An 11,966-nucleotide genomic window follows, 5' to 3' on the forward strand; every position below is an offset into this window, starting at 1 on the left:
CCTCTGTGCATTCGAGAGGATATCGTCGAACTCTCCATGCCGGTTCGGACGACCGCGAAATCTTGCGGCTACCGCCGAATCCAATTCCTGATCCGTTGCTCAACGTCCGTCGTCGCCCAGCATGTGATCCGCCAGCCTGTAACAGTGGCTGGCCTGATAGGCGTTCCGGCCGCGGTTCATGTGTGTCAGGTTGAATGCCCGGATAGCCTGCAGCGCACGGGGGGTCGCGAGAAATTTGCCAATTGAGGAGAAGCCGCGGACCTTGACGCCGAAAATGTCCTCGCCTCTGGGAAAGAAATAGCTGACGTCATCAGGCATCATGACACAGGACGCGAGAAAATCCTCGTCTACCTGGCCGTGATCGAGCGAGTGGTCGGTGGTGAAATCGGAAAGGTGCACCAGGAAGAGCGCGCGGATGTCCTCACCATCAGCATAGAGCGAGAAGAGCTCCATCCAGCTCGCATTGACGCGAATGAGTGCTTTGCCCGGGGTCGACGGCAGACAGGAAACCGACCAGTAGTGCCGCTCCGTCCGGCGCGGGATCGGGATGCAGTCGCTTCCGTAGCGCCTGAGAATGTCCAGAACCGCCTGTGCCTGCGGCCGGCGCAGCAGCTTCTCGAACCTCGCGACGTATTTGAGACGCAATTCCAGGGACTCCGGGCGCTCGTCGGCGTCGCGCAGGATCGTCTCACCTCGCATCCAGTCGCGCTGCTGCTCAAGATCGAGGAACCGGCGCAGACCGGCGGTATTCTGGCGGCGCACCGCGCTCACGTCATCTACCATGAAAGCAATCCCAGGCTCCGCTTGCCAACAACGCCTCGCCTTGTCGCGGCGACAGCGCTTTACGAATTTTCTCCCGCTCACCGCATATATCCATCATTTGCTGCGGGAGAACTACGGCCCCTATGCCGAGACACTTGTCGGACCTGCCGCTCAAGCGAAGCCGCAGACAGCCAGAAGCGGGTGTGGAACCACTCTATCTCTTTGTTTTTACGCAATTCCGGACGCAAAACCGCTATGCACTTTTGCTGGAATTGCTCTAACCAGACAGGGTTCGAAAACTGTGATCGATAGGCCGGTTTCCCGAACCCATCGGTGGATCAGCTCTCAATGGAAATCAGCAGCTGCTAATAGCCACCGATATTGCCGCGAACCGGACCAATCCCCAGTGGAGTTGCGTAGGTCGTGTTGTCGCCGCCGGTGCCGGTGGTCGCGCACCCTGAAAGGGTCAGTATCGCGATCGTTACCGCGGCCAAAAGGTATTTTACAGACATGACATTGTCCCCCTTATCAGTCACCGCGCAGGCCTTCAGGGCCAGATCACGAGTATTCCCCAAACCATCGGCATCGGCAACTGTGGCGAGTACCTATTCGACGCGATTGCCTGAAGATATCGGGGCTTGGAATAAGCCCGTTCACTCTCGGCCCGATGGGCCTTTGCGGAAGGCATGGACTGAATTCATTTCCAAGCTGGCGCCTGCCCGGCGGCGGTATTGAAGCCGTGGATGATGGCGTTTACCGCCGGCCAATCTTTTTCGATCGTGCACTCGGGACGGTCGAAGTACACCGGTGGATCGCGACGTTTTTTCGAACCTCAGTCGGTGGTTTCCAATCGCGGGCGTGACGCCGTGCGCGTCTATGTTCGCGGCGATGTGAGCGGCAAGCCGTGGGCGAGATGGGCTGATGGGCGCATCGAGTTCGAATACGGCCCGCGAGTGCGGGAACGCATCTTCTAGAGTGTGTGGGCGTAACGCCTTGGAGGCGCTGGTCATCGGGTAGTTTTTGTTTGCGGCCGACCTACAGAATTGCTTACCGCGCTCACGATTGTGCACTAGGTCGCGTAAGCGAATTTTCCTAATATTTTCAGTGGTTTGTTGTTTTTGGACTTATAGAGATAATCGCGGAACTCAGGTGGAGAGATGGACCGGTTTCCCAAGCGGCTGTTGGCTATCCTCTGAGAGTAGGGGACTTGCCGTGATTTCGTAATTTTGTAAGCCAATCGTTAAGGTGCCGATTTTGTTCAGGAAATGCGCTTACAAGACCTGCCGGCAAATCGCGGCGCTTACAAACTTCGGGCATCAGGCGGCCATTCCCGCGAAAGTGACAGCTCAGTGAAGCACGGCGATGGCGGTAATCCCAGCCTCGGCTGCAGCGCGAATAATCGCCGCTCTCAATTCCCCGGGGGCAGCGTTGCCCTGCACGACATCAAGACAGACCTTGATCGCCGCAAGAAATTCCTCCCCGTCATCGCAGGGGAATTCCTTCATGAGCGCGTTGGCGGCTCCAATAGCCGTTCGGACCGACAGGAGCCTATCCGGATCGTGAAACATCAAGATCACGGGATCGAATTCGATTGGGGTGTCCCATTCCATGACACAATACTCCCGATGGGATGGCGTATTGTTAACAAAGCAAGAGGTGTGCCAGGGGGAGTCGGGGCATGGCAATGCACGGCAAGGCTGAAGGCAATAGGCGCCACAGTTCGGCGGCCTACGCCCTTTGCTAGCCTGCCTTACGGACACCTGTTGATGAATGGAACGCTTTTGTCGGAAAATCCGCTGAGGCCGAATCATCGGTTTACTTTAGGATTTGCAGGTAGCAAGGTGTCGGTCTCGTGCTCCTCGCAGTGGCGGTGCCGCCTGCGCCTGGGCCGGAAAGCACGTTGGCCTGTCAATGGCGACAGGTGTCACCCGGCGCAGCCGGGTGACAGATCGTCCGGCCGACGCTGGGTGACGGCCGCGGTCAGGTCGATGTCATCAAGACCTGATGAACGAGAGCAGGTCGGGGTTGAGGACATCCGCATGTGTGGTCAGCATGCCATGGGGGTAGCCCGGATAGGTCTTCAGCGACCCGTTCTTGAGCAGATTGACTGCACGCGGCACGGAACTTGCGAAGGGGACGACTTGATCGGCCTCGCCATGCATCACCAGCACCGGCACGGTGATCTTCTTGAGGTCTTCGGTATAATCTTCCAGCCAAGAGTCGACAGTCGCATAGTGGGCCAGGGCACCACCGGCCATGCCCTGGCGCCACCAGTTCGCAATGATCGCCTCCGAAGGCTTGGCCCTATCGAGGTTGTAGCCGTAGAACGGATTCTCAGGGACGAAACGGTAGAACTCCGACCGGTTGCCCAGCATGCCTGCCCGGATCGCTTCGAACCACTCCGGCGGCTGACCGGACGGGTTGTCCTCGCTCCGATACATGTTCGGCGTCAGGGAAGCGACCAGTACCGCCTTCGCGACCCGCTCTTGATGGCGAGCGACATAGCGAGCCACCTCACCGCCACCCGTGGAGTGGCCGATGTGGATCGCGTCGCGCAGGTCGAGGTGCTCGGTCAGGGCCGCGAGGTCAGCAACCCAGTGGTCCATGTCGTTGCCGGTGCCGGGCTGGTCGGACCGGCCATGGCCGCGCCGGTCGTGGGCGATCACCCGGTAGCCATGGTGAAGGAAGAACATCATCTGGGCGTCCCAGTCGTCCGCCGACAGCGGCCAGCCGTGGCTGAAAACGATCGGCTGGCCTGAGCCCCAGTCCTTGTAGAAGATGTTTACGCCGTCCGTGGTCGTGATTGTAGGCATCGTGTCGCTCCATCTGCTCTGTTAAACATTCATTTTTGGATACAGTTGATTGCGAAATACCTCCGGTGAGGCGTGTTCGATCATATCCCAAAATTGCGACATTGACTAAATCCCCCCTTTATCAAGGACAAATACCTTGTACGTTCGAGCTATGCTTTAAATGTATAGCGAGGACCCGATGGAACTGAGGCATCTGCGCTATTTTGTTGCTGTTGCGGAGGAGGGAAGCTTGCTGACCGCAGCAGAGCGGCGGCTTCACACGTCCCAGCCCTCACTCAGCAGGCAAATCCGCGACCTGGAAACCGAAGTCGGTGTAAAACTGCTGGAACGGCAGTCGCGCGGCGTGACGCTCACCGCCGCCGGTAAAGTGTTTCTCGATCACGCGCGGCTGGCGTTATTGCAAGTCGAGGCGGCTGCGGAAGGGGCCCGGCGGGCAGAACGGCCGGAAAAGCAGTCGTTCACCATCGGCTTTCTCGCAGGGCAAGAGATTGTGTGGCTACCTCATGCATTGCGCATTATTCGTGAGGAAGCGCCGGAGGTTGAAATCATATTGTCCAGTCAGTCTTCCCCGGACCTTGCTCTGGCACTGATGCGAGGCAAGCTGGACGTCGCTTTCCTTCGCCCCGAGACGCTGAGTGTTGGTGTGTCCTTCAAGTTTTTAGCCAAGGAGCCACTGATCGCCGTGCTGCCGGCGGACCATCGCTTGACGTCGCGCAAAAAGATCCAGCCGCAAGACCTTGCCCGCGAAACTTACGTCAGTGCGGCTAAAATTTCTCCCGTATTGCAATCCGTGATCCAGGATTACGCGTCGAACGTTGGGATCACCCTCAAGGCAGAGTACGAAGGTGACGGTCTGCCATCCGCAATGTCGCTCGTCGTGTCTACAGGTGGAATAACGCTTATTCCGCTTTATGCGCAAAATATGCTGACGCCAAATGTCGTTGCCAGAGCACTTGAGGGTGTGCCTCCGACAATTGATCTCACCCTGGGATACAACGATTCAAATTCCTCGCCTTTGCTCCGCCGATTTTTGTCTCGCTCTGATGAACTGGTCGCCAACGTCCAAAATCAGAGCATCATCCGCTATGCTGAAGTTCCATAGTAGGGAGCCCTTTAGAAAGAAAAGCGGGCCTCCGTTGCGGCAGCCATGAAGAGTAGCGTCGCGGCGTTCACATCCCCCCCGGTGCAACCATATTCCATGTGTGGCGAACGCCCCTGCCGCGCCGTCGTTTCCGCCATCTCTGGAGCCCCCCCATCATCACTCGAAGGCTCTTGCTACCCGATTTGCCTCGCGCCGCTTCCTGACTGCGCGATAGACGTCCCGAACGAGATAGGCCGCCAGAATGATTATCTGCTGCAAAAAAACGGCGCCGACGACCAGGAATTGAATCACTTCCTCACGCTCATAAGAGTCGCCCACAGCGGCTCTATCTGGTGTGAAAGTCACCTTGTGGCACACATACACTGACAGAACGATCCAGATCACCGCCAAAAAATGGAACGCCATCCGGCGATGTGGCCATCTGCGCCCAGCGATAAAGGCCAGGAGCGGAGCCGCAAAGTTGCTCGTAACAAAGATGAGGAATGCGAGTTCAGGCTTGATCATCGAATGCCGTGTCGCGCTTTTCAAAAAGGTGCAGCAATATTTTTGACCAACGGGACGACGCAACACCGTCGTGAGAAACTACATCCGCGGGCTAGCGTACCACGGCGCTTTTTCAACGATGACTTTTCTATTTACCTTGCGGTCGTCAGGTACCTGGATTTCAATGACTTTGCCTCGGTTCCCTTTTTTTACTTCTTTGCAAACCGCGGAGATCGCCAAAAGCATTGGATCTGTTGGGAAGTTCGACATTCCGAGCGTGGCTGCAGCTTTCTTTGCCGATTCCGGCGTCATGTTGAATCCGCACGTCATCTGCACGACGTCATGAAACAAGGCTGCTCCTTCGAACGAGCGATTGTCGGCCTGAGCGTAACCAGCAGCAGTAAGAGCGAGCGCGAAAGCCGCGAAAATACTTGGTTTCATTGAAATATCTCCCCAATACGACTTAAGGCTGCAATACAGCGCAGCGCAGTTCCGAAGTCAATTCGGGGCAGATCAGAAACAATATTCTTTCGGAGATCGATTGGTGGAAAAGCTGCATACGACTCCACCGTCCTTCTACAGGGAATGAGCGCGGATCGCCAAGGCTGCAGGGCGTTCGGTGCGCTGAGGATCCTTTGTTGTTCGTTGGGGGTTATCGCTGCGCCTTGCGCTTGGCGTCGGCAACGATATCGCTGGTCGTTTTGCTCGCTGACTGGCCGGCGCGGATTGCGATTGCCATCACGGCCACCGCAGCGCGGCGGGCTGTTCGCGGTATCGCGCGCCGGAATACGAACAGCAGAAGAGCGGCCAAGAGGACGGCGCCGATAGAGAGCCCGCCAGTAATCATCTCTTGGTTATGGGCTTCGATGCGATACTTATGGAGAAGCTTCGCGTCCTTAACTGACAGTTGGCAATCCGTTATGGCCTGGACATCCTGCCGATCGATATCGCTTAGGTTTATGCCCTCTTTGGGGAAGCAGGTAACGCTTGGCGGGCGGCTGTTATCGAAAGGCACGGGCGAAGTCTCCTGTTTTTCTGTTTCTGCGGCGGGGATGGCAGGTAGGCTTGGGGAGGCGATACGACCTACTAATTCCCCTTTTGTTCCAGGTTGTCCAGTGCAATCTCTAGGGGTGTTTCCTTCTGGACACTGACCGGCCCGGGCAAGGATTGGCGATATCTCGAATCCTTACCTAGCCGTGTTCTGACCTGTCGGCCTTATATATCTGTCAGCTTGGCGCTTATAGAATCCCGCGAATTGGCGACAGATATCATCCACCGACTGATGCTCCTCATTTGCAACATCCTCGATGGGTTTTACGAGTCCGAAGCCAGATAGCACGCCCTGTCGTCCCACTGCTTCAGCCTCGTCGCCCTTTGACGAGCCTATGAGGTCGTCGTAGACGCTCGTTATTTCCCGAAGATACTCCGGTGCACCGGGCTCAGACACGCCCCGGCTTTGGCAAAACGCCAGTAATCCCAGCATGTTTCGATACGATTTATGCTTCACCAGCATTTCGTCCGGGATTTGCCCTTGGGCGAAAACGACGCCAATGCTGATGCAACAGAACACTATGGCGAGGGCGGTTGATTTCATCGACGCTCTCCAGTAATTCGTTGATTTATTTCTTTATTTGGAAAATTGGCGCACCCGACAGGATTCGAACCTGTGACCTTTGGAATCGGAATCCAACACTCTATCCAGCTGAGCTACGGGTGCATGCCTGACGATGTGACTCGTCGTCCGATGTCGTGGTTCTTAGCCTAGCTTTGGCTCTGCTTCAATCGCGAAGTTCACGGAAATTCTGGGACTTGGCTTTTAAAGCGATTTCCGCGCCAAGCTGTTGCCGAAATGAAAACTCCGCCGGTCCTTGCGGGCGGCGGAGTTTCTTTCCTGGATGCTGCTTATATCAGACCTGCATGGCGCCGGGGCCGGGGATAGCCTTGGGCGGCACCTTGCCGAGGATGATCATGCCGAGCACCTCGTCCTTGGTGACATCTTCGGTGCGGGCGTGGCCGACGACCTGGCCGTTTTTCATCACCGAGACACGGTCCGCGAGGTCGAAGACGTCGTGGATGTCGTGGCTGATCAGGAAGATGCCGATGCCTTCCTTCTTCAGCTGCTTGATGAGCTCGCCCACCTGCGCCGTTTCCTGCGGACCAAGGGCTGCCGTCGGCTCGTCCATGATGAGGATGCGGGCGTTGAACAGGATGGCGCGGGCAATGGCGACCGACTGGCGCTGACCGCCTGACAGTGCTTTCACCGGCTCCTTGAAGCGCTTGAAGTTGGGGTTCAGGCGGCCCATCACCTCGCGGGCGGAATGTTCCATCGCGACGTCGTCGAGCGTGCCCCAGCGGGTCTTCAGCTCGCGGCCGAGATAGAGGTTGGCGGCGGCGTCGACATTGTCGGCGACGGCGAGCGTCTGGTAGATCGTCTCGATGCCGAACTTCTTGGCATCGCGCGGATTGCGGATGTCGGCCGGTTCGCCATTGATCAGGATCTCGCCGCTATCGCGCTTGTAGGCGCCGGAGAGGATCTTGATCAGCGTCGACTTACCGGCGCCGTTATGGCCGAGAAGGGCGACGACTTCGCCGGGATAGAGATCGACCGAGGCATTGTCGACCGCGTGGATACCGCCGAAGGAGATCGAGATATTCTTCAGTTCGACAAGGGGAGTGCGTTGTTCAGCCATGGTTCGTACTCCTCTTACTTCGCACGGGAGCGATAGACAGTGTCGAGCCAGACGGCAATGACGAGCACCGCGCCGACGACGACGTTCTGGATAGGTGTGTCGACGTTGGCGAGACCCATGCCCGACTGAAGCGACTGCATGACGAGCGCGCCGAGCATGGCGCCGGCAATCGTGCCGGTGCCGCCTGCCAGAGACGTGCCGCCGATGACGGCTGCCGCGATCGTATAGAGCTCATAGGTCGTGCCCTGCGAGTTGGCGGCGGCGTTGAGGCGGGCCGTGGAGATCGCGGCCGCGACGGCGGCGAGGAAGCCCATCAGCGCGAAGATGCGCACGGTGACCCAGCGGGTCTTGATACCGGCGAGCTCGGCTGCTTCCGGGTTGCCGCCGATCGCGAAGACATAGCGGCCGAAGCGGAGACGCGTGGCGATGAAGGTCATGACGATGCCGACGAGGATGGCGATCAGCACCGGCACGGCAATGCCGTAGGGGATCATCAGCCCGCCTTCCGGCATGGTGATGTTATTGGCCTCGGCATAGCGCTTGGCGATGGCCGGCGGCCAGTAATAGATGGTCGAAACCCAGATGGCGCCAAGCACCATGGCACAGCCGAGGACGCCGAGGACATATTCGGCCCAGAGCGGACGGCGCGGGAAGTTGAAGCGCCGGCGCTGGTGGCGCGAGCCGATGATGGAAACGACGATCAGCACGCAGGCAGCAGCACCGATGATCCAGCTCCAGGTGGCGCCGATCGCGCCTTCGGCGCCGCCGCCCATGATGCGGAAGGTGGTGTCGAGGGGCGCGACCGTCTGGCCGCTCGTGACATACCAGGCAAGGCCGCGCCAGGCGAGGAAGCCGCCAAGGGTGACGATGAAGGAGGGCACGCCCATGAAGGCGATGATGACGCCCTGGAACAGGCCGATCGCCGAGCCGACGAGGAGGCCGCAGATCAGCGTGATGACCCAGGTGAAGGAATTGTCGAAGCCGAGATATTGCGGCAGGAACTTCGCCTGGACCACGCCCATGATCATGGCGACGAAGCCAAGGATCGAGCCGATCGACAGGTCAATGTTTCTGGTGACGATGACCAGCACCATGCCGGTCGCCAGCACTGCGATTTCGGTGGTCTGGACGGAGAGGTTCCACAGGTTTCGGGGCGTGAGGAACAGGCCGCCGGTATAGAAGTGGAAGCCGACCCAGATGACCAGCAATGCGCCGATCATGCCGAGAAGGCGGGTGTCTATTTCCGTTGCCCTGAGGAAGCGCGTGAAGGGGCCTTCAACTGCCGTGCGCGGGCCGGACGAGGTCGATTGGGTGATGTCTGCCATGGGTTTGCCGTTTCCCCCATTTGTTTGGGCGCAGGCCTGCTCCGGATGGGAATAGCTGGCCGATGACCGCCCTGTTCTAGATGTGACCACCGGGACGCTTCCGAAAATAGCCGATCACAACGGCACTATTCTGGCAGGGAATCAAAGCATCCGCGATGTGCGCGAGAACGGAGAAGCGCCACTGAGCGGGCTTCATCCGCATCCGGCGCCGCAGCGGAGGGCCGCTGCGGCGCCGGTATTCAAATCAGCCAGCGAGGATTAGTCGCAAGCCTTGACGGAGCCAGCCTTGACGCCCTGGCAAGCTTCAGCCTTGGAGATCCAGCCGGCGTCGATGACGACGTTCAGGTTGTCCTTGGTGATGGCGAGCGGGGTCAGGAAGATGGACTGCATCTTCACCTTCTTCGGGCCGCCTTCGAAGGTCTGCACGCCTGCAACCTTGTCGAGGGCCGTGCCGCCGGCGAGATCGAGAGCGACTTCGGCAGCGCGCTTGCCGAGTTCACGGCTGTCCTTCCAGACGGAAACCGTCTGCGTGCCGAGAGCGATGCGGTTCAGAGCAGCCTTGTCGGCGTCCTGGCCGGAAACCGGAACAGTGCCGGCGAGGCCCTGTGCGTCGAGAGCGGCGACGGCGCCACCGGCCGTACCGTCGTTGGAAGCAACGACAGCGTCAACCTTGTTGTTGTTGGCGGTCAGGAACTGCTCCATGTTGCGCTGGGCGTTCTGCGGCAGCCAGCCGTCGGTATAGGCTTCGCCGACATTCTTGATCTTGCCGGCGTCGATTGCAGCCTTCAGGACTTCCTGCTGACCTGCGAAGAGGAAGTCGGCGTTCGGGTCAGAAGACGAGCCCTTGATGAAGACATAGTTGCCTTCCGGCTTGGCCTTGAAGACGCCCTGCGCCTGCAGGCGGCCGACTTCCTTGTTGTCGAAGGTGATGTAGAAGGCGGACGGGTTTTCGATCAGGCGGTCGTAACCGACGACCGGGATACCTTCGCTGGCGGCCTTTTCAACAGCCGGGCCGATTGCGTCGGAGTCCTGAGCGAGAATGATGAGGGCGTTTGCGCCCTGGGAGATCAGCGACTCGACGTCGGTGAGCTGCTTTGCGGCCGACGACTGTGCGTCAGCGGAAATGTATTTTGCGCCCTTGGCTTCCAGAGCCTTCTTGATGGCGGCTTCGTCGGTCTTCCAGCGTTCTTCCTGGAAGTTCGACCAGGAAACGCCAACGACGAGGTCTGCAGCCATGGCAGCCGACTGCAGCGAAACGAGAATGGCAGCACCTGCCATCAGCTTATAAATAGACTTCATAAATGTCCTCCCGAGTGAATTGCAGCCGGCCCAGCATCAGCCTCCTCCGGCCACCGCGAAAGCCTGTCCAGAAAGGTTCGGATTTTTTTCTCGACAGTCGAGAAATTTAGTGTCAGAGATTTTTTCAACTGTCAACACCGCACTACCGGCTTAATTTCCTTTGACGAAAGGCGCCGGAGATGCTGTGGCAAGTGAAGGGCGGAACGAACGGGGAAGAGGGCGTCGATAGATGCTGACCAAGTCGAGCACGGAGCTCGTGCGGCAGAGAAACAGCGTGCTCGTGCTCGCTACTCTTCGCCGCCATGGGCCACTTGCTCACACTGAAATATCCGATTTCACGCGGCTTTCGTCCGCGACCGTTTCCGCGATCACGGCCGATCTCGAAAAAGCGCAGGTGATCGAAAAATCCGAGCAGCAGGCCGCCAGCGGGCGAGGGCGCCCGCGCGTGCTTTTGCGCCAGCGGCGCGACTGCGGCTACCTCGTCGTCGTCATCATATCCTCGGATGCCGTGCAATATTCGCTGGTCGATTACTCGGGCAAGCTGATCGACCGCTTCAGCGAGGAAAGATCGCATGATCCCGATGGGGCTGGCCGCTTCGTGAACGGGGTGCGGGCGGGGCTTGAACGTATCCTGTCGCGCTCGCGGATCGAACGGGAGAAGGTGCTGCTCATTTCGATCAGCAGCAAGGGGCTGGTCAACTCCTCCGAACCGGTTCTCGTCTGGTCGCCGATCTTCGGCAGCGACCAGATCGATTTCGAACTGGCGCTCAAGCCGGAATGGAAGGCGAAGGTCATTCTCGACAACGAGACGCTGCTGGTCGCCGCCGCCCTCGGCGCGCGTGAGGAGAATGTCAAAGGCGCGGATTTCCGCTCGCTGGCGGCCCTCTCGCTCGGCCACAGCATCGGGCTTGGCATCATCAGGCGGACGAGCCATGGCGGGCATGAGGTGTCCGCGCCCAATTTCGGGCACATGCTGCATATGGCCAATGGCGGGCTTTGCCGCTGCGGCACGCGTGGCTGCATCGAGGCCTATGCCGGTTTCTATGCCATCCTGCGCACCGCCTTCGAAGTGCCGCTCGATACGATCCCGGCAAAGTTCGTGCCAGTGGCCGAGCTCGACAAGATCGCCGCACGGGCGCGGCAGGGCCACCGCATCTCGGGCTTTGCCTTCCGGCAGGCGGGGCTTGCGCTCGGCAACGGGCTGTCGCGCATGCTGAGCCTGACGGAGCGTATGCCGATTGCGATCACCGGACCCGGCACGCGCTATTACGATCTGCTGCGGCAGGGGATCGAGGAGGGGCTCGGCCAATCCCATATGGTGCGCATGGAGGGCATGCCGGAACTCAGGGTCGTCGCGGACGAGCAGATTCTCGTCTTTGAAGGACATCTGAACCGGGCGCTGGCCGTCATCGATGAAGACATCGTCGTGGCGGGTCTGCAGGGTGGGGATTAGTGGTTCCCCCTTCTCCACTCGGGGAGAGCGACTGTCTTT

14 protein-coding genes and 1 tRNA gene are annotated in these 11,966 nt (G+C 59.1%); 3 read left to right on the plus strand and 12 right to left on the minus strand.

Going from position 1 to position 11,966, the window contains the following annotated elements:
• Positions 1 to 99 precede the first annotated feature (99 nt).
• Positions 100 to 783 carry a hypothetical protein gene (locus tag PMI11_RS07915; RefSeq protein WP_007815325.1) on the minus strand — a complete coding sequence of 228 codons (684 nt, stop codon included), beginning with the start codon at positions 781 to 783 and terminating at the stop codon, positions 100 to 102.
• A gap of 344 nt (positions 784 to 1,127) precedes the next feature.
• Positions 1,128 to 1,274, minus strand: a complete 147-nt coding sequence (locus PMI11_RS37685; protein WP_007815328.1) for a hypothetical protein — start codon at positions 1,272 to 1,274, stop codon at positions 1,128 to 1,130.
• A gap of 231 nt (positions 1,275 to 1,505) precedes the next feature.
• On the opposite strand from PMI11_RS37685, the gene PMI11_RS07920 reads away from it, so the two are divergent.
• Positions 1,506 to 1,736: a hypothetical protein gene (locus PMI11_RS07920; protein WP_037070895.1), complete on the plus strand. Its 231-nt coding sequence runs from the start codon at positions 1,506 to 1,508 to the stop codon at positions 1,734 to 1,736.
• A 372-nt stretch (positions 1,737 to 2,108) separates the two neighbouring features.
• Here the strand turns inward: PMI11_RS07920 and PMI11_RS07925 are convergent, their stop codons facing one another.
• Together PMI11_RS07925 and PMI11_RS07930 are read right to left on the minus strand one after the other, a co-directional pair.
• Positions 2,109 to 2,372, minus strand: coding sequence for a DUF982 domain-containing protein (locus PMI11_RS07925; protein ID WP_007815330.1), 264 nt, complete (start codon positions 2,370 to 2,372; stop codon positions 2,109 to 2,111).
• Positions 2,373 to 2,756: 384 nt separating this feature from the next.
• Complete coding sequence (locus PMI11_RS07930) at positions 2,757 to 3,575, minus strand: alpha/beta fold hydrolase (RefSeq protein WP_007815332.1); 819 nt, start codon at positions 3,573 to 3,575, stop codon at positions 2,757 to 2,759.
• A 178-nt stretch (positions 3,576 to 3,753) separates the two neighbouring features.
• On the opposite strand from PMI11_RS07930, the gene PMI11_RS07935 reads away from it, so the two are divergent.
• Positions 3,754 to 4,677: a LysR family transcriptional regulator gene (locus tag PMI11_RS07935; RefSeq protein ID WP_007815334.1), complete on the plus strand. Its 924-nt coding sequence runs from the start codon at positions 3,754 to 3,756 to the stop codon at positions 4,675 to 4,677.
• 156 nt (positions 4,678 to 4,833) lie between these two features.
• Here the strand turns inward: PMI11_RS07935 and PMI11_RS07940 are convergent, their stop codons facing one another.
• The 8 genes from PMI11_RS07940 to xylF all read right to left on the minus strand — a co-directional run bounded on the left by PMI11_RS07940 (position 4,834) and on the right by xylF (position 10,474).
• Positions 4,834 to 5,181 (minus strand): hypothetical protein, encoded by a 348-nt coding sequence (locus PMI11_RS07940; RefSeq protein WP_007815337.1) that lies wholly within the window; start codon positions 5,179 to 5,181, stop codon positions 4,834 to 4,836.
• Between the two features lie 78 nt (positions 5,182 to 5,259).
• The gene (locus PMI11_RS07945) at positions 5,260 to 5,601 is read right to left on the minus strand and encodes a hypothetical protein (RefSeq protein WP_007815340.1); all 342 of its coding nucleotides are present in this window, start codon (positions 5,599 to 5,601) and stop codon (positions 5,260 to 5,262) included.
• 211 nt (positions 5,602 to 5,812) lie between these two features.
• Positions 5,813 to 6,175: a hypothetical protein gene (locus PMI11_RS07950; RefSeq protein WP_007815341.1), complete on the minus strand. Its 363-nt coding sequence runs from the start codon at positions 6,173 to 6,175 to the stop codon at positions 5,813 to 5,815.
• 171 nt (positions 6,176 to 6,346) lie between these two features.
• Positions 6,347 to 6,754, minus strand: a complete 408-nt coding sequence (locus PMI11_RS07955) for a hypothetical protein (RefSeq protein WP_007815342.1) — start codon at positions 6,752 to 6,754, stop codon at positions 6,347 to 6,349.
• Between the two features lie 46 nt (positions 6,755 to 6,800).
• A tRNA-Arg gene (locus PMI11_RS07960) sits at positions 6,801 to 6,877 on the minus strand.
• 190 nt (positions 6,878 to 7,067) lie between these two features.
• A complete protein-coding gene (locus PMI11_RS07965; RefSeq protein ID WP_007815343.1) occupies positions 7,068 to 7,850 on the minus strand; it encodes an ATP-binding cassette domain-containing protein in 783 nt (260 codons plus the stop codon).
• A gap of 14 nt (positions 7,851 to 7,864) precedes the next feature.
• Positions 7,865 to 9,175 (minus strand): sugar ABC transporter permease, encoded by a 1,311-nt coding sequence (locus PMI11_RS07970; RefSeq protein WP_007815344.1) that lies wholly within the window; start codon positions 9,173 to 9,175, stop codon positions 7,865 to 7,867.
• Positions 9,176 to 9,433: 258 nt separating this feature from the next.
• The gene (xylF, locus tag PMI11_RS07975) at positions 9,434 to 10,474 is read right to left on the minus strand and encodes a D-xylose ABC transporter substrate-binding protein (RefSeq protein WP_007815345.1); all 1,041 of its coding nucleotides are present in this window, start codon (positions 10,472 to 10,474) and stop codon (positions 9,434 to 9,436) included.
• A 229-nt stretch (positions 10,475 to 10,703) separates the two neighbouring features.
• Here xylF and PMI11_RS07980 point away from each other — a divergent pair, with 229 nt between their 5' ends.
• On the plus strand, positions 10,704 to 11,927 hold the full coding sequence (locus PMI11_RS07980; RefSeq protein WP_007815346.1) for an ROK family transcriptional regulator: 1,224 nt from the start codon (positions 10,704 to 10,706) through the stop codon (positions 11,925 to 11,927).
• Positions 11,928 to 11,966: the final 39 nt, after the last annotated feature.

It is taken from the genome of Rhizobium sp. CF142, assembly GCF_000281145.1.
GTDB lineage: Bacteria > Pseudomonadota > Alphaproteobacteria > Rhizobiales > Rhizobiaceae > Rhizobium.

Excerpts from the sequence above, each read along its gene's own strand:
- PMI11_RS07915 (WP_007815325.1), bottom strand. The coding sequence starts at position 783 with ATGGTAGATGACGTGAGCGCGGTGCGCCGCCAGAATACCGCCGGTCTG.
- PMI11_RS37685 (WP_007815328.1), bottom strand. The coding sequence starts at position 1,274 with ATGTCTGTAAAATACCTTTTGGCCGCGGTAACGATCGCGATACTGACC.
- PMI11_RS07920 (WP_037070895.1), top strand. The coding sequence starts at position 1,506 with ATGATGGCGTTTACCGCCGGCCAATCTTTTTCGATCGTGCACTCGGGA.
- PMI11_RS07925 (WP_007815330.1), bottom strand. The coding sequence starts at position 2,372 with ATGGAATGGGACACCCCAATCGAATTCGATCCCGTGATCTTGATGTTT.
- PMI11_RS07930 (WP_007815332.1), bottom strand. The coding sequence starts at position 3,575 with ATGCCTACAATCACGACCACGGACGGCGTAAACATCTTCTACAAGGAC.
- PMI11_RS07935 (WP_007815334.1), top strand. The coding sequence starts at position 3,754 with ATGGAACTGAGGCATCTGCGCTATTTTGTTGCTGTTGCGGAGGAGGGA.
- PMI11_RS07940 (WP_007815337.1), bottom strand. The coding sequence starts at position 5,181 with ATGATCAAGCCTGAACTCGCATTCCTCATCTTTGTTACGAGCAACTTT.
- PMI11_RS07945 (WP_007815340.1), bottom strand. The coding sequence starts at position 5,601 with ATGAAACCAAGTATTTTCGCGGCTTTCGCGCTCGCTCTTACTGCTGCT.
- PMI11_RS07955 (WP_007815342.1), bottom strand. The coding sequence starts at position 6,754 with ATGAAATCAACCGCCCTCGCCATAGTGTTCTGTTGCATCAGCATTGGC.
- PMI11_RS07965 (WP_007815343.1), bottom strand. The coding sequence starts at position 7,850 with ATGGCTGAACAACGCACTCCCCTTGTCGAACTGAAGAATATCTCGATC.
- PMI11_RS07970 (WP_007815344.1), bottom strand. The coding sequence starts at position 9,175 with ATGGCAGACATCACCCAATCGACCTCGTCCGGCCCGCGCACGGCAGTT.
- xylF (WP_007815345.1), bottom strand. The coding sequence starts at position 10,474 with ATGAAGTCTATTTATAAGCTGATGGCAGGTGCTGCCATTCTCGTTTCG.
- PMI11_RS07980 (WP_007815346.1), top strand. The coding sequence starts at position 10,704 with ATGCTGACCAAGTCGAGCACGGAGCTCGTGCGGCAGAGAAACAGCGTG.